At 67.0% G+C, this 19,766-nt stretch carries 19 protein-coding genes; 16 read left to right on the top strand and 3 right to left on the bottom strand.

The features are described from left to right. Positions 1-52: 52 nt before the first annotated feature. From FIP57_RS22150 to FIP57_RS22175, 6 genes are read left to right on the top strand one after another with little or no spacing between them, the layout of a single operon-like run. Positions 53-1,057 (top strand): LLM class flavin-dependent oxidoreductase, encoded by a 1,005-nt coding sequence (locus FIP57_RS22150; RefSeq protein WP_203231412.1) that lies wholly within the window; start codon positions 53-55, stop codon positions 1,055-1,057. 5 nt (positions 1,058-1,062) lie between these two features. Further along, the gene (locus FIP57_RS22155) at positions 1,063-2,076 is read left to right on the top strand and encodes a beta-ketoacyl-[acyl-carrier-protein] synthase family protein (RefSeq protein WP_148575902.1); all 1,014 of its coding nucleotides are present in this window, start codon (positions 1,063-1,065) and stop codon (positions 2,074-2,076) included. Continuing rightward, positions 2,073-3,275, top strand: a complete 1,203-nt coding sequence (locus FIP57_RS22160; protein WP_148575904.1) for a thiolase family protein — start codon at positions 2,073-2,075, stop codon at positions 3,273-3,275. Before FIP57_RS22155 ends, FIP57_RS22160 begins: the two co-directional genes overlap by 4 nt. Before the next feature lie 41 nt (positions 3,276-3,316). After that, positions 3,317-4,036: an enoyl-CoA hydratase/isomerase family protein gene (locus FIP57_RS22165; protein WP_162529933.1), complete on the top strand. Its 720-nt coding sequence runs from the start codon at positions 3,317-3,319 to the stop codon at positions 4,034-4,036. A gap of 2 nt (positions 4,037-4,038) precedes the next feature. Continuing rightward, complete coding sequence (locus tag FIP57_RS22170) at positions 4,039-4,512, top strand: Zn-ribbon domain-containing OB-fold protein (protein WP_148575909.1); 474 nt, start codon at positions 4,039-4,041, stop codon at positions 4,510-4,512. 18 nt (positions 4,513-4,530) lie between these two features. Beyond that, complete coding sequence (locus FIP57_RS22175) at positions 4,531-5,724, top strand: acyl-CoA dehydrogenase family protein (protein WP_148575912.1); 1,194 nt, start codon at positions 4,531-4,533, stop codon at positions 5,722-5,724. Positions 5,725-5,910: 186 nt separating this feature from the next. Here FIP57_RS22175 and FIP57_RS22180 read toward each other — a convergent pair whose 3' ends face one another. The 3 genes from FIP57_RS22180 to FIP57_RS22190 are packed head-to-tail and all read right to left on the bottom strand — an operon-like array spanning position 5,911 to position 8,527. Then, on the bottom strand, positions 5,911-6,702 hold the full coding sequence (locus FIP57_RS22180) for a 3-oxoadipate--succinyl-CoA transferase subunit B (RefSeq protein WP_148575914.1): 792 nt from the start codon (positions 6,700-6,702) through the stop codon (positions 5,911-5,913). Then, on the bottom strand, positions 6,699-7,601 hold the full coding sequence (locus tag FIP57_RS22185; RefSeq protein ID WP_148575916.1) for a CoA transferase subunit A: 903 nt from the start codon (positions 7,599-7,601) through the stop codon (positions 6,699-6,701). Before FIP57_RS22185 ends, FIP57_RS22180 begins: the two co-directional genes overlap by 4 nt. Then, entirely contained in the window at positions 7,598-8,527 is a 930-nt protein-coding gene (locus FIP57_RS22190; RefSeq protein WP_162529934.1) for an LLM class flavin-dependent oxidoreductase, read from the bottom strand. The genes FIP57_RS22185 and FIP57_RS22190 overlap by 4 nt, the downstream gene beginning before the upstream one ends. A 215-nt stretch (positions 8,528-8,742) precedes the next feature. Here FIP57_RS22190 and FIP57_RS22195 point away from each other — a divergent pair, with 215 nt between their 5' ends. From FIP57_RS22195 to FIP57_RS22240, 10 genes are all read left to right on the top strand, one after another. After that, positions 8,743-9,498, top strand: a complete 756-nt coding sequence (locus FIP57_RS22195) for an enoyl-CoA hydratase/isomerase family protein (protein WP_162529935.1) — start codon at positions 8,743-8,745, stop codon at positions 9,496-9,498. 26 nt (positions 9,499-9,524) lie between these two features. Beyond that, positions 9,525-9,944, top strand: coding sequence for a Zn-ribbon domain-containing OB-fold protein (locus FIP57_RS22200; protein WP_148575923.1), 420 nt, complete (start codon positions 9,525-9,527; stop codon positions 9,942-9,944). 16 nt (positions 9,945-9,960) lie between these two features. Beyond that, the gene (locus FIP57_RS22205) at positions 9,961-11,145 is read left to right on the top strand and encodes an acyl-CoA dehydrogenase family protein (RefSeq protein WP_148575925.1); all 1,185 of its coding nucleotides are present in this window, start codon (positions 9,961-9,963) and stop codon (positions 11,143-11,145) included. Positions 11,146-11,687: 542 nt separating this feature from the next. Beyond that, positions 11,688-12,494 (top strand): ABC transporter ATP-binding protein, encoded by an 807-nt coding sequence (locus FIP57_RS22210; RefSeq protein ID WP_238993674.1) that lies wholly within the window; start codon positions 11,688-11,690, stop codon positions 12,492-12,494. Further along, positions 12,491-14,425, top strand: coding sequence for an AMP-dependent synthetase/ligase (locus FIP57_RS22215; RefSeq protein WP_148575927.1), 1,935 nt, complete (start codon positions 12,491-12,493; stop codon positions 14,423-14,425). The genes FIP57_RS22210 and FIP57_RS22215 overlap by 4 nt, the downstream gene beginning before the upstream one ends. Then, entirely contained in the window at positions 14,422-15,306 is an 885-nt protein-coding gene (locus tag FIP57_RS22220) for a branched-chain amino acid ABC transporter permease (protein WP_148575929.1), read from the top strand. The genes FIP57_RS22215 and FIP57_RS22220 overlap by 4 nt, the downstream gene beginning before the upstream one ends. A 3-nt stretch (positions 15,307-15,309) precedes the next feature. Then, entirely contained in the window at positions 15,310-16,368 is a 1,059-nt protein-coding gene (locus FIP57_RS22225; RefSeq protein WP_148575932.1) for a branched-chain amino acid ABC transporter permease, read from the top strand. Further along, entirely contained in the window at positions 16,304-17,674 is a 1,371-nt protein-coding gene (locus FIP57_RS22230; protein ID WP_148575934.1) for an ABC transporter substrate-binding protein, read from the top strand. Before FIP57_RS22225 ends, FIP57_RS22230 begins: the two co-directional genes overlap by 65 nt. A gap of 27 nt (positions 17,675-17,701) precedes the next feature. Further along, positions 17,702-18,496: an ABC transporter ATP-binding protein gene (locus tag FIP57_RS22235; protein ID WP_148575936.1), complete on the top strand. Its 795-nt coding sequence runs from the start codon at positions 17,702-17,704 to the stop codon at positions 18,494-18,496. Next, positions 18,493-19,722, top strand: coding sequence for a phenylacetate--CoA ligase family protein (locus FIP57_RS22240; RefSeq protein WP_148575938.1), 1,230 nt, complete (start codon positions 18,493-18,495; stop codon positions 19,720-19,722). The genes FIP57_RS22235 and FIP57_RS22240 overlap by 4 nt, the downstream gene beginning before the upstream one ends. The last annotated feature ends 44 nt before the right edge of the window (positions 19,723-19,766 follow it).

The following is a 19,766-nucleotide window of genomic DNA, read 5'->3' on the forward strand; positions in this document are numbered from 1 at the left end:
CGTGGTAGGCGATTCCGCGCCGATTGCGTCTGGAACTCCTAACAGAGGCCTGGTGCTGCTCGGGGGAGACCTGGACCTCGTCCAGGACGTGACCCGCCGCGCCGAGGCCGCCGGCTTCGACTCGGTCTGGACGACTGAGTTCTACGAGCGCACGGCGGTCGTATCCCTGGCGGCCATGTCGATGGTGTCCTCTCGTGTGGTCCTCGGCAGCGCGATCGCCTATGCGGTCGGGCGCTCGCCGCTCGTGCTGTCCGCCGAAGCGCGTGACCTCGATGAGCTCAGCGGTGGGCGCCTGATCCTGGGGTTGGGCACCGGCACGCGGACGATGCAGCGGGACTGGCACGGCAGCGATCCGACGGCTCCGGCACGGAGGGTGGAGGAGCTGGTTCCGCTGCTGCGTCGACTGTGGTCGATGGACGACACCGGCGTGTCACACGATGGGGATTTCTATCATCTCGCCCTGAGCCCCACTGCGGCGGTGCGCCCACCGTTGCGAGCCGACATTCCGGTTTACCTTGCCGGCGTCAACCCGCGGATGGTGCGGGCAGCCGGCTCCGTGGCCGACGGTCTGGTCGGGCACCCGATCTTCAGTCGCCGCTACGTGGAGGACGTCGTGCGTCCGGCCCTCGACGACGGCGCAGTTCGCGCCGACCGAAGCCGCTCAGTGCCCATCGCGGGCTACGTCATCTGCAGCATCAACGAGGATCCCGATCTGGCGCTGCGTTGGGCGAAGGCGCAGATCGGCTTCTACGCCGTCGTACGCACCTATCTGCCCGCGTTCGCCGTGCACGGCCTCGAGTCGATGGCGGCGGATGCTCGCGCAGCGTGGTCGCGACGCGACATGGACGCCATGATCGCCGCCGTTCCCGACGACGTAGTGGAGTTGTTCGCGGTGGCCGGCACCTCGGACGAGGTCGCCCAGCAGCTGCACGAGCGGTTCGACGGACTGTACGAGCAGACGTTGCTGTACTCCCCGAGTTTCGGCTTGGATGCGGCGCAGCTGCAGGGCAACGTCGAAGCCATCATGGAGCTTCTCGCCCCCGGAGGGGCGGCATAACAGCGGTGGGGCTCGCCGGCTGGGCGGTCGCGGAGTTCGGAAGTGGGCCGGAGCGTCTCGATGTGCCGCTCGGAGTCCACCTCGCGGCGCGGGCCGCCGTGAACCACGCAGGTCTGAGCCGCGCCGACATCACCGGGGTGGTGCTCGCCGGCTCCGACGCCTTGGACGGCCGCCTGATCTCGTCGATGCACATGGCCGGACCGGCTGGAGGCTACCTCAAAGACGAGACGAAGGTCGTCGACGATCCGAGCGTCGCACTCGCCTCGGCGGTGTGGCGCGTCTCCTCGGGAGCCGACCGAGCGGTACTCGTCGTCTCCTGGCACAGCCCCGCAGAGTCCGATCCCTTCAACGCCGTCTCGCCCGACCCCGAGCCGGTGTTCTCCAGACCCGTCGGCGCGCACCCGCTGGCGGCCGAAGCCCTGGCGGTCACTCGCTGGCTGCACGCCCACGGACTCAGCGCCGACCGCTTCGACTCCCTCACGGCGTTCCTGACCCCCGACAAGGCCGACGACGACCGGCTCTGGTTCACCCCGCTCAGGGCGGCGCACGTCGCCCCCGTCGACGGGGCCGCAGTGGCGGTGCTAGTCTCGGCCGCCGGGGCGCGCGCGGAGATCAAGGCTGTCGACTTCGCCAGCGACAGCGGGCTGCCGCTCGAGCAGCATCCAGACCCGGTGGGCAGGCTGCGGCAGCGGATGCTGGCGCGCACCGGTAGCGACCCCGCTCATGCCGAGGTCATCGAGACCACCGACCGGACGGTCTTCCGTCTGGTGATGGCCGCCAACGCGCTCGGTCTGGGGCAGCCGAGCGAGGTCGCCGACGCCGTCATCGAGGGCGGGTTGTCGCACCTGCAGCCCTCAGGTGGGCTGTTCCGCCGCAACGCCGGCTATGCCGCCGGACTGGAACGGATCGTGTGCGCCGCCGAGGCAGTCGAGCGCGGCGCCTTGAGCGCACTTGCGCACTGTTCGTACGGTCGAGCCGGACAGGGGCACTCGCTCACAGTGCTGGGGGCGCCGTCATGAGCCTCACCAGACCCGGCGTCGTGGGCGTCGGAATGACGCCGATGCGCACTCGCCGGCCCGACACCGACCTCTTCGGACTCATTCGCGATGCTTCCGTCGCTGCCTTGGGCGACGCAGATGTGAGCATGGCCGACGTCGATCTGGTAGTGCTCTCGCAAGGCCCGGACGCCCTGTACGGCATCGGACATCCCGAACAGGAACTCGTCGACGTGCTCGCCGCTCGCGGCAAGCGGGTGGTGAGGGTGCAAACCGGTGGGGCCACCGGCACGTCCGCGGCGCAGATGGCCTGGTGCGCCATCGCTGCCGGAGAGTCCCAATGCGCGCTGGTGGTCGGGGCCGACAAGATGGGCGACTCCCAACAGTCGGCACAACACGTCCTCAACCTCATCTGGGATCCGGCCTACGAGGCTCGCCTGCCGTTGAACACGATCTCGATGACCGCGCTACAGGCCCAGCGCTATCTCCACCGCCATGGCATCGGCTTGCGCCGTGGCGAGGAGGCATGGGCACAGATCGCCTCCAGGTTGCGGAACAACGGAGCACTCAACCCCGCAGCCCAACTGCGGAACCCGGTCACCCCTGACGAGGTGCTCTCCAGCCCACTGCTGTTCGCACCGATCCGGCGCGACATGGCCTGTCCCCAGACCTCAGGCGGCGCCGCCGTGGTCATGGTTTCGGCCGAGCGCGCAGCCACCATCGCCCGACCGGTGGCGTGGATCGACGGGTTCGCGGCCCGCTCCAACACCTACTTCCTGGGCGACAAGATGGGTGCAGCCGGCGACAACGATCACGGCTCGTTCCTCGAGCTGTCGCGTGCCGCGGCGGCCGCCTACGCCCAGGCGGGCATCACCGACCCGGCTCGTCAGATCGACGTCGCGGAGCCCTACATCCCCTTCGCCACGATGGAGCCGATCGCCGTCGAGGCGCTCGGGTTCTCCGAACCGGGCCAGGGCATCGCCGACGCGGAGAAGGGCCGGTTCGATCGCGGCGGCGAGATCCCTGTGTGCCCCTCGGGCGGCGTGCTCTGTGCGGCCCCCATCAGTGTCAGCGCCCTCGTACGGTTCGCCGAAGGGGCGCTCCAGGTCCGCGGACGCGCCGGGGATCACCAGATTGATGGGTGTCGCACCGCCGTCGTGACCGGTGCTGGCGGCTCGATCCAGTTCGCGGGCGTAGCCGTACTTCGGGGGGAGGACTCGTGACACGGGTAGGACAGGTCCTCATCGATCGCGTCGGTAGCGTCGTGCATGCGCGGCTCGACCGGCCCGACGTGCGCAACTGCATCGACTTCGGCATCATCGAGGGGCTCGAGCGCGCAGTCGAGATGGCGCGTGCAGACGCGTCGGTGCTGGTCGTTCGTGGATCCGGTGGGCACTTCTGCGCAGGCGCCGACCTCGACCTCGTGCGTGGCCTGATCGGCGACCGGGAGGGACTAGAGGCCTACGTGACGCGGCTGAGCGAGGTCCTCGACGCGATCGAAGCAGGCCCGTTCGCGAGTCTGGCGGCCATCGAAGGGTACGCGGTCGCCGGCGGCTGCGAGATGCTGCTGGCGTGCGACGTGGTGCTCGCTTCGACCGAAGCCCGCATCGGCGACCGGCACCTGGAGCATGCTCTTCTGCCCGGTGCCGGCGGCTCGGTCCGGCTGGTCCGTGCCCTGCCTCGGGCATACGCCCGGTGGCTCCTGCAGAGCGGCGAGATGATCTCGGGCGACCAGGCTCAAGCATGGGGCTTGGCCGCGTTGGCCGTGCCGCCGGACGAATTCGAGTCCGAGCTCGACCGGGTCGTCAACCGTCTCGCCTCACGGGACAGGGTCGCGATGACCGCAGTCCGCGAGATGGCCCGCTGCGCCGAGGACGAGCCGCCAGCAGCCGCCATGCAGCGTGAGCGAGAGCTCTTCCTCGACCACATCACCACGAGTCCGAACGTCCGCGAGCAACTCGATGGCTTCGTGAAGAGGAGCTGACCATGGGCGACGCCCTGACCAGTCACGTCGTGATCCCGGGGGCCTGGCACCTCGACTTCCGGCACGCGGCGGGGCCGGCGGCGAGCCGGTTCCTCACCACTGTGCGGGAGCGGGGGGTGTTGACGGCCTCGCCGTGTCCTGCCTGCGGCCGGATCCGAGTGCCCCCCCGCGACTTCTGCGAAGAATGTTTCGCTGCTACCTCCGACGACTGGCCGGACGTGGGGCCACACGCCGTCGTCGAGGCGGCGACCATCGGCTACACCAGCTTCCCGGGCTATCCGGAGCCGCCGTATGCCCTGGTCTACGCGCGCCCCGAAGGCGCGGATACAGCCATCGGAAACTTCCTCCAGGGGATAGATCTGAGTGACTACCACGTGGCGCTGGAGCGGATGCACATCGGTGCCGCCGTCACTGCCGTGTTCGAGGGCGAGCGCTCCGGGCTCGTCACCGACTTCCACTGGGCCCTAGCCGACTGATTCATGAAGGAGTGACCTATGCCCGCCACCGACCGTTCACAGCAGGGGATCGAGCTCGACGTCCCCTGGTGCTTCACCGACGACCACCGCTCGTGGCGCACGGTGCTACGCAACTTCACCACCAGCGTGCTCGCGCCGACCGTGGCGCAGCGCACCATCGACGCCACGTTCGACGAATCGATCATCGATGGCTTGGGCGAACTGGGCGTCTTCGGCCTTCGCGTGAGTGAGGAGTACGGCGGCTCCGGCTCCGACATCACCTCCTTCTGCCTGGCTGTCGAGGAGATCACGCGGGTCGACGGCGGCGTCGGCGCCAGCGCGCACGTACAAGGCATCGCCTGCGCACTGTTCGAACGGCTCGCCAACGACGAACAGAAGAAGGAGATCCTTCCACAGGCGGCGCGTGGCGAGATCTTCATCTCCTTCGGTCTCACCGAGCCCAGCGGTGGCTCCGACGCCGGCAACATCCGTACCGCCGCCGTGAGGGACGGCGACGGGTGGCGCCTGAACGGATCGAAGGCCTTCATCACCAACCCGGGCACGCCGCGATCGAAGTACGTGATCCTCTTCGCCGCGACCGGTCCCGGCCGGCCCGGTCGCCCGGAGGTCTCAGCCTTCCTGGTCCCTCTGGATGCACCCGGAGTCGAGGTCGGTCCCGCCTACGACAAGATCGGATGGCGCACTTCCGACACGCATCCGCTGTACTTCGATGACGTCCACCTGGGGCCGGACGCGCTCCTGGGCGACGCCGGTCGCGGATACCGTGAGGCGTTGGGGTTCCTCACCTGGGCCCGCCTGCCGATCGCGTCGGCATCGGTAGGCATCGCCCAGGGGTGCCTCGACGCCACGCTGGATTTCGTCCAGACGCGCGAGTCGTTCAATCAGCGCCTCGGCGACCACCAGGCCGTCGGATTCAAGGTCGCTCGGATGGCTGCGGCAACCGCCGCGGCCCGATCGATCACCTACGACGCCTGTTGGAAGATGGACCACGGCCACCCCTACGAGCAGGAGGCGGCGATGTGCAAGCTGGTCGCCTCCGAGATCTGCAACAAGGTGGCCTACGACGCCACGCAGCTGCATGGTGGAGCGGGTTTCATGATGGATTCGACGGTGACGCGACTCTATGGAGACGCCCGGGTGATGACCATCGGTGAAGGTGCATCCGAGGTCCAGCAGATGCTGATCGGTCGAAGCCTCGGCCTCAAGGTGTAGGAGACGGCCCGTGCCGGGGCGTCGGCACGGCTGATCCGACGATTCGGCCAGCGGCCCGGGGGGGCCGCTGGCCGAATCGCGTGACGACACCACCGCACTCCACAGGCGACGGCGCGACCCGACCACCCATCGTCGTCAGATCCCTCGGCCGCCGACGGGTGCCCCCAGCACCCCGCGGATCCCGACTCAGTCCAGGCGCAGGCGTCGCAGCACACCGCCGGGATCCACCCGTTCGCGGAGCATGGTGAGTTCCTCGTCGGTCGGCGACGGCGTCAGGGGAACCTCGCCGGGTGTCGACGACGGCAGGTCGAACCCGGTGCGTTTGCGGACCTCGTCGGGGGTGTGCCCAGGATGCACCGACTTGAGCCGGAGCGTGTCGTCATCGCCGAAGTCCAAGACCGCCAGCGGAGTCACCACCAGTTGGGGGCCGTCGGAATGCGGGTCGCAGAACTCTCGACGCGCAGCCGTGCGCCCCGGTGCGCTGACATGATCCACCTCGTCGATGAAGATCCGCTTGTCGTGGCGCTGCACGAAGATCATGGTGCGCGTGAAGTAGGCCGCGAAGACCAGCCCGACCGTTCCTGGACCGCGGACCCGCAGCTTCGGGTAGTCACGTCCGATACCGACCATGTTCACGTTCCCGTGGCGGTCGACCTGCATGCCACCGAAGATCCCCACGGTGGGCGCCTTGCGCCAACCACCGAGCTCGAAGTCGACGATGTCCTCGAGGCGAAAGGAGTGCTCCGCGCTGTCGAGGGTCACCGGGTCGGCAGTCGACTTCACCAGTGGCGCCGCCGAGTTGATCGCACCGCCGCCGCCGCTGAGCCAGTTGAGGTCGGGGGCGTGCATCAGGCGGGCGAGCTGGAAGGCCGCCATCGGAATCTGCGAGTTGGCGCCACAGGCACCCCACTCCTCGTTGCGCAAACCGCGCGCCAAGGTGACGGCCATCAGCTCGCTCGTGGTAATCGTCTCGGTCATGCTTCGCTCCGTCCGGCGTGAGCAGTGGGATCGACACGCAGCGTGCCGAGCAGACGCTGCACTCCTACACGTTCCAAGTACTCGTGGTGATCTTGCGGTTCGTTCACATACCTCGTCATCCACTCCTCGGGGGAGCGCACGTATTCCTCCAGCATGCGCTCGTCACGTCCGTAGTGACCCGCCGACGAGGTGGGGTGTGCGGCGAAGGGAAGCGCGACGACGGCCGAGACCATGAAGCTCGGAACGGTCACCTGTTTGTGCCGGCCCGACCTGGCGTAGTCGTCGGGCACGATCTCGTCGGTGACCACGATCGCGGTCTTCGACGCTCGCAGGATCAGGTCGTCCTGATAGATCGGACCGTCCAAGAAGACGTTGCCGAAGCGGTCGCAGCGTGGCGCGTGCACGATCCCCACGTCGGGGCGCATCGCCGGGATCGCCACGTGCTCGTGGCCGGAGTAGGGATCCACCACGGTGCGGAAGAGGTCCGGCGACAACGCGCGCGTGCCGGTCGCCTCGTGGCCGCGCGGCAGTGGCATGAAGGGCAGATTCGCCGCCGCTGCCTTGAGCCCATAGATGGTGAACGGCTCGTCGACGTCGTGCACCACGATCGTGGAGCTCTCGGCGGCAGCACGGAACGCGGGCGCCAGCCCGAAGTCCTCGAGCCCGACGTACGCCGTGTAGACCTCGGCGACGGCCCCGGCAGCGACAAGAACCTCGACGGGAAGACCGGCCGACACGTTCGGCAGTAGGCGGAGGTTGCGTCGCTTGTTGCGGGCGAGCTCACGGATGATCGGCATAGGCGACGCGTGCGCATGGATGCCGCCGATCGCGACCAGGTCGCCGTCGCTCACCAGGTCGGCCGCGGAAGCGACGTCGATCACCTTGCTGCGTCGGTTCATACCATCTCCTCAGTGGTCACGGCCGACTGGAATCGTGCGCGAACCAGCGTGGCCACATCCATGATCCGGGGCATCTGGTCTTCCAGGTCGGAGCCTGCGATGCGGCAGATCACATCGGTGACGCCGGCCTCGACGAAGGTGGCGATCTCCTCGGCACACTGGTCGACGTCACCGGCAATGCAGTAGCGGCGCATGGGCTTGGGGTCCATGGCGTAGACGTCGCCGATGAAGGCGCTGGCGTCTCGCCATGCGCGGTCGGCGTCGTCGTCCACCCGGATATAGACGTGCAAGCCGGCGGTCAGCTCCTCCGGGGCGCGGCCGGCGTCCGCCGCCATGGCGAGCAGCGCCGACCATCGCTCGGCATAGCGCTCGGGCGTGACGAAGGCCCCCAGCCAGCCATCGCCGAACCGCGCGGTGCGCGCCAAGGCGGCGTCCGCCCGTCCACCGTGCCACAGCGGGATGCGGCTCTGCACTGGAGGCGGCTGGAGGCCATGCGGGTTGTCGGGGCGCCACATCTCGCGCAGCGACCCCATCAGTTCGGTGGTCCTGCGACCGCGCTCTGCCATCGGTACGTCAGCCAGTTCGAACTCGGCGCGATTCTCGCCTCCCACACCGAGACCGAGGAGGACGCGTCCTTCGCTGAGTGCGTCGATGGTGGCCACGGACTTGGCGACCCAGGCGGGGTGCCGGAGCACTCCGAGCAGCACTCCCGACGCGACCGTCACCTCTCGGGTCACGACTGCGGTGGCCGCCATCATCGACAAGCACTCATACAGCGGGACGTGAAAGCTCAAGTGGTCGCCGAACCACACCGAGGAGTAGCCGAGCTCCTCTGCCAACACGGCAGAGCCGACCACGTCGCTCGCAGTTCGCAGGGGCGACCCGAAGTTGTTGAGTCCTACCCCGAAGCGCAGCGGTTGCGTCACGCGCATTTCCTTCCATACGACCAGAGGGTTGACGTTCGACCGACAGGTTGAGACTCTAGCCGCAGCAGGACGCCCGCGCTAGGGCGGTAAGACGTCGCGTCGAGGTTCGATGCGACAGAGCAAAGGAGACAGCAGTGACAGCAACGCACTCGGAGACCACCGGCACGTCCACCTTGCTCGTAGAACGGATGGCGTTGAGTTCCGGCCCCGGAGTGATGGCGTTGGTAACCCTGAACCGGCCCGACGAGATGAACCCGCTCGACTGGGACACCGTCAAGAGCCTCAGGACCATCTTCGACGAGCTCGGACACGACGACGAGGTCCGCGTCGTGGCGATCACCGGCGCCGGTCGCGCGTTCAGCGCCGGAGGCGACATGAAGAAATACCAGCAGCTTCAGCGCGACACCCAGGGGTTTCCCCAGTTCTTGGCCGACATCCACGAGACGTTCGCCGCCATCAGCCAGTACCCCAAGCCCTACATCGCGCTGGTCAACGGAGTCGCCGTCGCCGGAGGTATCGAGCTCGTGCTGTCGTGCGACCTCGCGCTCGCCTCGACGTCCGCGCGGATCGGTGACGCCCACCTCCCGTTCGGCCAGATGGGGGGCGGCGGCGTCCTCACCCTGCTGCCGGGCGCCGTCGGCCCGGCCCGGGCGCGCGAGCTGATCTTCACCGGACGCATGCTCAAGCCCCAGGAGGCGTTGGAGTGGGGCCTGGTCTCGCAGGTCGTCGAGAACGACGACCTGGTGGCGGCTGGCCTCCGTTTCGCCGAGCAGGTGGCGGCGAAGTCGCCGCTGGCCGTACGCAACGCCAAGCAGGTCCTCAACTCCGCGTACTGGGAGGGAACGGGCATCCCTAGCGGCATGCGCCTGGAGCGGGAGGTCACCGCCCGCTACTGCCTGACTAGTTCCGACGCCCCCGAGGGTCTCGACGCGTTCGAGTCCAAGCGCACACCCCAATTCACCGGGCGCTAAGCCCAGTTGATCAGCCAGGAGGATCCGTGTCCAACCCCACCGACTATGCCCAGCCGCCAGCCCCCCAGGTCGATCCCGACAGCGCCGCCTACTGGAAGGGTCTGGCCGAACACCAGGTACGGCTGCCGGGATGCGCCACCTGCGGCAAGGTCCGCTATCCCCCGCTCGATTCCTGCCCTTACTGCGGGCAGCCGGGGGGAGAGGAGCAGGTGCTGTCCGGAGTAGGCGCGGTGTACTCCTTCATCGTCCTGCACCGCACGTTCCACCCTGCTTTCGAGGCCGACCTTCCCTTCGCCATCGCCGTGGTCGACCTCGAGGACGGGCCCAGGATCGCCGCCCGCATCGAGGGCCCGCCGGAGGCAGTGAGCATCGGCATGCGGGTCCAGGCGACCTATTTCGACCGCGAGTCGTGGACCGAGCTGCGCTTCACGCCGCAGGACAACTAGAACCGAGGAGACAAAGATGTCCACCCACACCCACAACGAGGCCACGTCCGACTGGGCCGCGGTGATCCACAAGTTCGGTCGGGACAAGGTACTGCCACGCAGCAGTGAACTTGACGCCCACCCTCAGGACATGGAGCTCATCAGGTCCCTGCTGCTGGAAGTCGGTCGGATCGGGCTGTATGGAACGGTGATCTCGCCGGAGTACGGCGGCACGGGCCCGAGCAGCCTGGCTCTGCATGAGGCGGTCGACGCCTTCGCCTACCACAACGCCGGCCTCGCCATGTCGACCATGCCGACCTACCTGACCGCCCGGGCGCTGATGTCGTTCGGCACCGATGAGCAGAAGTCTCGCTGGCTGCCCAAGATCGCGGCTGGAGAGGTCATCACCTCCTGGGCCGTTACCGAGCCGGACACCGGTTCCGACGTCGCCAACATCACCACGAAGGCGGTCCGTGATGGCGACGGGTGGCGGATCAGTGGCACGAAGATGTTCATCACCAACGCCAGCATCGCCGACGCCGTGCTCCTGCTGTGCCGCACCGGCGGCCCGGGGGTCAAGGAGACGCTGACGACGTTCGTCATCCCGATGGATGCGCCCGGCATCAGCGTCACCGGCGTGTTGGAGAAGATGGGGTTGCGGTCGTCTCCGACGTGCGAGCTGCTCTTCGACAACGTCCGGGTCGAGGACACCGACCGGCTCGGCGAGGTCGGTGAGGGCTGGGAGGTCGCGATGGACGTGCTCGACTACGAGCGCCTCGCGATCCCCGCCATTACCGCCGGCATGGCGCAGCGGGCACTGGAGCTCTCCTCGGCGTACGCCGACCAGCGCACGGCGTTCGGTGGTCCGATCGCGGAGCTGGCACCCGTCGGGGAGATGCTGGCCGACATGGGAGCCGCGCTGCTGGAATGTCGCCTCCTGTACCGGCACGCCGCAGCCTTGTCCGACGCGGGCAGGCCGTCGATCACCGAAGGCTCGATCGGCAAGCTCGTCGCCGGTCGGTTGGCCAACGAGGTGACCAGCAATGCCGTGCAGATCCACGGCGGCTACGGATACTGCCGCGAGTACGAGGTCGAACGTCTCTACCGCGACGCCCGCCTGTTCATGATCGGCGGAGGCACTAGCCAGGTCCAGCGCAAGATCGTCGCGCAGCAACTGCGTCGCTCCCACAAGTGGGGAGCGACGGCAGGCGTGTGGGCGTGACCCGCAGCATCACCTAGACGCTCGGACCTCCGGGCGACGCATGTCACTGTGCACGGGGCAAGACAAGCTCCGGGCACAGTCGAAAAGTCCGGGCCTAGTGACGCCGCCGAACGTGGTGAGCGCAGCGCGGCGTGATCGTGGCACACGCGGCTTGACCGCCTCCCGCCCGTGAGCGAGGGATCGGACGCCGAGACGGAACTGGTCCAGACAAGGGCTCTGGCCAGATCGAGAGGTACCCGGCACGAACCGTGGTGGCTCACGGTGGTGGCTCACCTGGCCTCCTGGGCCGACGAGGCACCGGCGTGCGCTTGATCCGCGCTGGATCGGCTGCTGCGCGCACGCGGCAACCGGCACCAGGCACCGAAACCGCCCGTGGTCTTGGGGGGCCGACAGTTCCCAGTTCCCACCCGACGCCGTGGTCCGGGCCGCGCGTCCTTGCTCGCTTCTCGGGACCCTTGGGCAAAGCCCTTGCGCAATGTGACAAGCGCCACCATACTTCTGATCACTGACTACGTAGTCAAAAATCAGCCGAGGAGTTGATTGTGGACCCGAGTAGCCCAACACTCGAGATCACCGGAGTGACGCTGCATTTCGGAGGATTGACCGTTCTCTCGGATGTGTCGATGGCTGCGGGCGCCGGAGAGATCACCGCCCTCATCGGGCCCAATGGGGCCGGGAAGAGTTCGCTGGTCAACTGCGTCACCGGCTTCTACCGACCGCAGAAGGGAGCCATCACCCTTTTCGGCCGCGAGACCACGGGACTGCCCGCACACCGCGTCGCCGGGCTAGGAGTCGCGCGCACTTTCCAGCACATCGAGCTCTTCCAGGGTCTAAGCGTCATCGACAACCTCATGCTTGGCAGGCACCGCCATCTCAAGGGTGGCGCGCTGGCCAACGGCGTCTTCTACGGCCGCAGCCGGCGCGAGGAGCTACGCCAGCGTGCGGCCGTCGAAGACATCGTCGACTTCCTCGACATGCCGCACATCCGCAACACCCCGGTGGGCCTTCTGCCCTACGGCCTGCAGAAACGTGTCGACCTGGGTCGCGCCCTGGCTCAGGAGCCTCGACTGTTGATCCTCGACGAGCCGATGGCCGGGATGAACGTCGAGGAGAAGGAAGACATGGCACGCTACATCCTCGAGCTACGCCAGGAATCGGCGATCAGTGTCGTCCTCATCGAGCACGACATGGGCGTGGTGATGGACATCTCGGATCGGGTCTCTGTGCTCGACTTCGGACGGTTCATCGCTCAAGGACCTCCGGACGAGGTCCGGGCTGATCCTGCCGTGATTGCCGCCTACATCGGTGCGCCCGCTGAGGCTGCTACTGGCGAGGCGGCTGCCCGATGACCGAGACGGTGAGCTACCCCGAGCAGACGATGCCGCAACTGCTCTTGCAGCGTGTCGCCGAAACCCCAGACGTGGTTGCGCTGCGGGTCAAGGATCGCGGCGTCTGGAAGCCGATGACCTGGCGCGAGTACGGCCGGCGCATCGAGCACCTGGCTCTCGGCATGCTCGAACTCGGCCTGCAGCCTGGTGAGAACGTCGCGATCATCGGCGACAACTGGCCACAGCACCTGATCACCGACCTAGCCGCGCAGTCGCTGCAGGGTGCCGGCGTGGTGCTGTATCCGGAGTCGTCTCCAGAAGAGGTCGCCTTCATCGTGGGCCACGCCGAATGTCCGGTCGTGGTGGTGCGCGACCAGGAGCAGGCCGACAAGCTGTTCGAGATGCAGCAGGAGTTGCCGGGACTGCGGCGCATCATCTACTGCGACGGCCGCGGAATGTCGCTCTATGACGCCACGGTGGCGATCTCCTTCGACGAGGTCCTCGCCATGGGCGCTCGCCGAGCAGAGGCGAACCCGAACGAGTATCGCGAAAGCGTGGATCGGGGCAAGAACTCCGACATCGCGATCCTGATGTACACCTCCGGCACCACGGGAGAGCCGAAGGGCGCGATGATGACCCATCTCAACGTCATTGCCGGCGTCAAGAACTTCTTCCTCGCCGAGCCCATGAAGCCCGAATACGAACGGCTGGTGTTCCTGCCGCTGGCGTGGGCCGGCGAGCGTTACTTCTCCACCGCGGGCCACATCATGGAGGGGTACCGGCTGAACTTCGCCGAAGGACCCGAGACGCTGCGCAACGACATCCGCGAGATCGGCCCCCATCAGCTGCTCGGTTCGCCGCGCATGTGGGAGGACTACCTCTCCTGGATCGAGGTCCGGATCAGCGAGGCCACCCGGCTGAAGCGGGCTATATACCACTGGGGGATGAACGTGGGGCACCGACGCGCCGAACGCAGCTACCACGGCCAGAAGGCGGGCTGGCGGACTCGCGTCGAAGTAGCGGTAGCGGAGTTCTTGGTGTTCCGTCCGCTGCGCGACCATCTCGGTCTGCTCCGCGCCGAGCGGATCTACTCGGGCGGAGCCGCGCTCGGCATCGATGTCATGAAGTACTTCCATGCCCTCGGCATCCCGTTGAAGCAGGTCTACGGCCAGACGGAGGTCGGCATCACCACAACGCACTGGGACAAGATGAAGCCCGAGACGATGGGCCGCCCGGTTCCCGGCGTCGAGATCGTCATCACCGAGAATCGTGAGATCGCCCACCGCTCGGCGAGCGTCTTCAAGGGCTACTACAAGAACGAGGCGGCCACCAAGGAGGCCTTCATCGGCGATGTGCTGCGCTCGGGCGACGAGGGCTACCTCGACGACGACGGCCACCTGGTCGTCGTCGACCGCTCCAAGAACGTGGCCACGCTGACGTCGGGAGAGCGTTTCAGTCCCACCTTCATCGAGAACAAGATGAAATTCTCCTCCTACGTGCGCGAAGCGGTCTGCTTCGGGGACGGGCGTGACCACCCCGTGCTGTTGGTCAACATCGACGGGGAGGTGGTCGGCAAATGGGCCGAGCATCAACGGATCCCCTACACGACCTACACCGACCTGTCCCAGCGCCCGGAGGTCATCGACCTGATCCGGGAGGAGACCGCGAGGGTGAACTCGGAGATGCCCGCCTTCATGAGGGTCCCCCGACTGGCCATTCTCCACAAGGAGCTTGATGCCGACGACGCGGAGATGACCCGGACGCGGAAGGTGCGTCGCGCCCAGGTGGAACAGAACTATGCCTTCATCATCGATGGTCTCTATTCCGAGCGCACTGAAGTGGACGTCGACGCCGAGGTCACCTACCGCGACGGCCGCAAAGCTCACATCCACACTCAGCTCACGCTGGTCGACGTCCCGGTCGACGCCGCGCAGGAGGTGCGGGTCTCATGAGCGAGCTCATGCAGTTGACGGTCTCGGGTGTGTTCACCGGCATGCTCTACGCGCTGCTCGCGTTGGGGTTCGTCGTCGTCGTCAAGGGCAGCGGGGTCATCAACTTCTCCCAGGGGGAAGTGGTCGTCCTGGGGGCGTTCGTGATGTCGTGGCTGCTCACCGATGTCGGGATGCCGTTCTGGCTGGGGATTCCCACAACGGTGGTGGTGATGATGCTGGTGGGCGCAGGCATCGAGCGGTTCGCGTTGCGACCACTGCAGAACGAGTCCATGCTCGCCCTGGTGATGGCCACCATCGCCCTCGGGTCCGTCATCCGCGGGTTGGTGCCGATGATCTGGGGCGACGGTCTCCGCTCGATCCCGAGCCTGATCGACCAGCGGCGCTACGAGTGGTTGGGCATCGCCATCCCCACGATCACGTTCTGGTCCGCGATCATGGTGCTGATCCTCCTCGGCGCCTTCGGGTTCTTCTTCTCCCGCAGCCGTCTCGGGCTCGCGATGCAAGCGGTTTCCGACGACCGGGTCGCCGCCCAGTCGCTCGGCATCAACATCCGCCTCGTCAACGCCGTGTCGTGGGCGATGGCCGGCGGGATCGCGGCCCTCGCCGGCTTCGTATGGGGCTCGCTGCTGGGCGTGGACCATCGACTGGTCGTGCTCGGCGCGCTGATCTTCCCCGTGGTCATCCTCGGAGGTCTGGAGTCGATCGTCGGCGCTGTCATCGGCGGGATCGCTGTCGGCCTGGTCGAAAGCTTGTCCGCGGGCTACCTCAATGACGACCTGGGTGCTGGTTTCAGCACCGTCGCTCCGCTGATCATGTTGCTTCTCGTGCTGTTCGTTCGTCCCTACGGCCTCTTTGGCAGGCCCGAGATCGAGAGGGTTTGACAAATGGCACTCATCGCAATGGAAACCGGCCGGTTCCACGAGAAGTACTCCGAGGAGATCGCGGTCTATGGAACGCCGTACCGCAAGATCTGGATCTTGGCGGTCCTGGTCGTCACGTTCGTCGTGATCCCGTTGGTGGCGTCGCCATACTGGCTTGTCGTCTTGACCCTCGTCGGGATCGCTGCTGTGGGAGCTACCGGCCTCAACGTCCTCGTCGGCTACGCGGGCCAGATCTCACTGGGCCACGCCGCCTTCGCCGCTATCGGCGCCTACACCAGCGGGCTGCTCGTCTCCCGCGCCGAGGCGCCGTTCTGGGTCGCCGTTCCGGTGGCGATGGTGGCCGCCGGCGTGTTCTCGCTGATCTTCGGGCTCGCCTCGCTTCGGGTGAAAGGGCTCTACCTGGCCATCGCGACGCTGGCGGCCCAATACATCGTGCAGTGGATCCTCACGTCCTGGACCTGGATCACCGGAGGCTTCCAGGGCATCGTGATCTTCGAGCCGATCCAGATCGGGCCCTTCGACACCACGACGCCGATGGGCAAGTACCTGATGGTCTTCATCTCGCTGGCCCTGGTGGTCGTGTTTGTGGAGAACCTGATGCGATCGCGTTCCGGGCGGGCGATGATCGCAGTCCGCGACCAGGACATCGCGGCCGCCGGCTCCGCGGTCTCACCGCTGCACTACAAGTTGCTGGCTTTCTTCATCTCCTCGGCGATCGCCGGACTGTCCGGGGTGCTGTACGGCTACAACGCAGGCCTGGTCTCCACCGAGGTCTTCACCCTCGCGCTCTCCGTGCAATACCTGGCGATGATCCTCGTGGGAGGCCTCGGCTCGATCCCCGGCTCGATCCTCGGCGCCGGCTTCATCACCATGTTGCCGCTCTGGCTGCGTGACCTGTTGCCCGCAGTGGGGATCGAGCTCTCGGCGAGCGTGGAGGTGCACCTCCTCACCCTGCTCTTCGGTGTCGCCATCCTGCTCTTCCTCGTCCTCGAGCCGCGTGGGCTCTACGGGCTGTTCCGGAATATCAAGGACTACTTCCGGATGTGGCCGTTCTCCTACTGATGGGAGGCACGCGAACCGGACTCTCGGAGTTTCGATCCAACCGATGATTGGAGAAGTTGTGAAGCGGAAAACTGCGAAGGGTGTTTCGCTCGCGCTCGGGCTCGCTCTGTTCGCCACCGCCTGCGGTGGGGACGACGGCGGGGACGGGAGCGAGGGAGCCTCGGGTGAAGACATCGTCATCGGTGTCGCCGGGGCTCGGGTCGGCGCGATCGCCAACGTGGGTGAGGGTGTCGGCGAGGCCGTCACTGACTGGTTCGAGATGGTCAACGCCAACGGCGGCATCAACGGCCGGAAGGTGAAGATTGAGGAGATCGAGACCAAGTACGAGGTGCCGCCGGCACTCGAGGCGTTCGCCCGGTTCCAGCAGTCCAACGCGGTGCTGGTCGCCGTCGAGGGCACGGCGACGAGCGACGCCCTGACGCCGGTGTCAGAACAGTCCAAGATCCCGATCATGTTCCCCGGCCAGGGAAACCTCGAGACGGTCGACGGTGAGGCGTTCCCCTACGCCTTCCCCGCGGGTCCGCTCTACGCACACCAGGCGACGGCGATGGTTCAGCAACAGGTCGAGGAACTGGGCACCGACATCAGTATCGGGTGCGTCGCGTGGGAGCCGCCGCCGGGCCGGGAGTACTGCGCCGGGGTCAAGGATGCTACCGACGACCTCGGCGCCGAGTTCGCCGGCGAGGTGGTCATCCCCGCAGCCGCCGCCGACCTCGACGCCCAGGTGCGCGACACCGTCGCTCTCGACGCCGACGTCGTGCTCCACGCCGCCATCTTCGGCCAGGCGGTGCTGTTGCTCAAGGGCCTCTGCGACCAGGCTCCGGACCTGCCGGTCGGCGCTTGGCACTGGGCCATCACGCAGAACGAGATCAAGGGCGCAGGCGCGGAGTGCATGGAGGGCAAGTTCGGCACGTCCATGTCCACGCTCCCGTCCGACGACCCGGAAGCCGTGCAGATGCTGCGCGACTACTGGGAGGAGAGCGGCACCGACCCCAACCCCGTGCTCGACGAGAACTCCTTGTACGGCAACGGCCTCTACATCGCCGTGGTGATAGAGGAGGCGATCCGTCAGGCTCTCGAGATCGTCGGTGACGACGGTGAGGTCACCGGCGAGGTGATGAAGCAGGCGTTGGAGTCCATCGAGGATTACGAGGGATACGGCGTCACGTGCCCGATCACGATCACCGAGAAGGACCACTCTGGCAATCGAGCACTGAACATCTATCAGATCCGTGACGGTGGTTGGGACCGGATCGGCGAGTGCGTCACCGGCCCCCCCGTGACCGACGAGCCCGACGTCAGCTGACGTAACGCGAGCATAGGAGGCCTGAGGATGCTGAAGTTGGATGGCGTCGAAGTCGTCTACAACCGTGTAGCCCTCGTACTGAAGGGGGTGTCCCTCACCGTCCCGGCGGGTCAGATCGTGACGTTGCTGGGCAACAACGGCGCGGGAAAGACGACGACGCTGCGGGCGATCTCGGGCCTCCTTGCTCACGAACGCGGCGAGGTGGTCCGCGGCCGGATCACCTGGGAGGACAACTCCCTACGGGAGCGTTCGCCCGACTACATCGTGCGCCAAGGCATTGTGCAGGTGCTCGAGGGACGTCGTGTCTTCGAGCATCTCAGTGTCGAGGCGAACCTCCTCTCGGGGGGGTACACGGCGGGTTCTATGCGCAGCAGCCGGAACGAGCTGGAGATGATCTACAGCTACTTCCCTCGGCTGTTCGACCGCCGCAGCCAGCGGGCGGGGTTCCTGTCCGGGGGTGAGCAGCAGATGCTCGCCATCGGCCGTGCGCTGATGGCGCATCCGCGAGTCATGTTGCTCGATGAGCCCAGTCTCGGCCTCGCGCCGGTGCTGGTGGCGGAGATCTTCGAGATCGTGGAACGGCTCAACCGGGAAGAAGGTGTGACCGTCGTCCTCGTCGAGCAGAACGCCGAGGCCGCCCTGCAGATCGCACACCACGGCTATGTGCTCGAAGACGGTCGCATCGTGCTCGAAGGCCCTGCGGACAAACTGCGGGAGAACCAGGACGTAGCGGAGTTCTACCTCGGCCTCAGCGGCGTCGGCGAACGCAAGAGCTACCGAGACGTGAAGACATATCGACGCCGGAAAAGGTGGCTGGGATGAACGACTCCTCAACGCTCCACGATCCCGACGAGACCCGCCGCCCGGAGGAGCGGTGCGAGGACCAGCAACGGAGGGTCACCGCGCTGCTGGCTAACCTGTGGGACGCAGCGCCCGCATGGCGCCGTCGGCTCGAGGGGTCGAACGTGTCGCCCGCCGACTTCGGCGCACCCGACGTGCTGACCCGGCTGACACCGATCGCCAAGAGCGATCTGGCGGCTCTGCAGGTGGAGGATCCGCCTTTCGGCGGGTTCTTCATCGGAGACCTGACCGCCAGCTCGCGGATCTTCATGTCGCCAGGTCCTATCTACGACGCACAGCTGGGCACCACCGACATCGGCGGGTTCGCCCGGGGTCTGAGAGCCGGCGGACTGGCGCGCGGTGACATCGTGCTCAACACGTTCGCCTACCACCTCACCCCAGCCGGCCACGCCTTCGAATCCGGTGCGTTGGCGCTCGGCTGCGTGGTGGTCCCGGCGGGCACGGGCAACACCGAACAACAAGCGAGGTTGCTCAAGGACCTGCCGGTCACCGGCTACATGGGCACACCGTCGTTCCTCGGAACGCTGGTCGAACGTGCCGACTGGCGCTTCAAGACGGCCTGCGTCGCTGCGGAGAAGCTCACCGAGGACGAGCGCGCGGTGCTGGAGTCGCGCGGCGGACGTGTTTCCCAACTCTATGGGACCGCCGATCTCGGCTATCTCGCCGGAGAATGTGAGGCCCGCAGCGGCATGCACCTCACCGAGGACAAGGTGATCGAGATCCTGGACCCGGCCACCGGCGAACCGGTTCCCGACGGGGAGATCGGCCAGGTCGCTGTGACCACATTCTCGCCCACCTATCCGTTCGTGCGCCTGACCACCGGCGACCTGACACGAGTAGTAAGCACCGAGATGTGCGAGTGCGGCCGTACGTCGGCGCGCATCGCTGGGGTCCTCGGACGGGTCGGCCCCGGCGTGAAGGTCAGGGGAATGTTCGTCTACGAGGACCACGTCCGGGCCGCGCTCTCGCGTCATGGTCTCGGTGCGGGGCGACTGGTGATCCGGCGTACGGCGGGGCAGGACACACTGACGCTGGAGATCGTCGAGCCCCTCTCTGACGAGCAGCAGGCGGACCTGCTGCGCACCCTGCGCGACGCGATCAAGTTGCGCGCCGAGATCGAGATCGTCCCGGAGGTCGACGCGGAGACCCCGCAGCTTGTCGACGCTCGAGAGATCTGGCAGGCATGAGGCCATCGCCTGCACGCCATGTCCACAGAGATGAAGTCGGAGGG

Source organism: Nocardioides caldifontis, from assembly GCF_008087345.1.
Classification (GTDB): Bacteria; Actinomycetota; Actinomycetes; order Propionibacteriales; family Nocardioidaceae; genus Marmoricola_A; species Marmoricola_A caldifontis.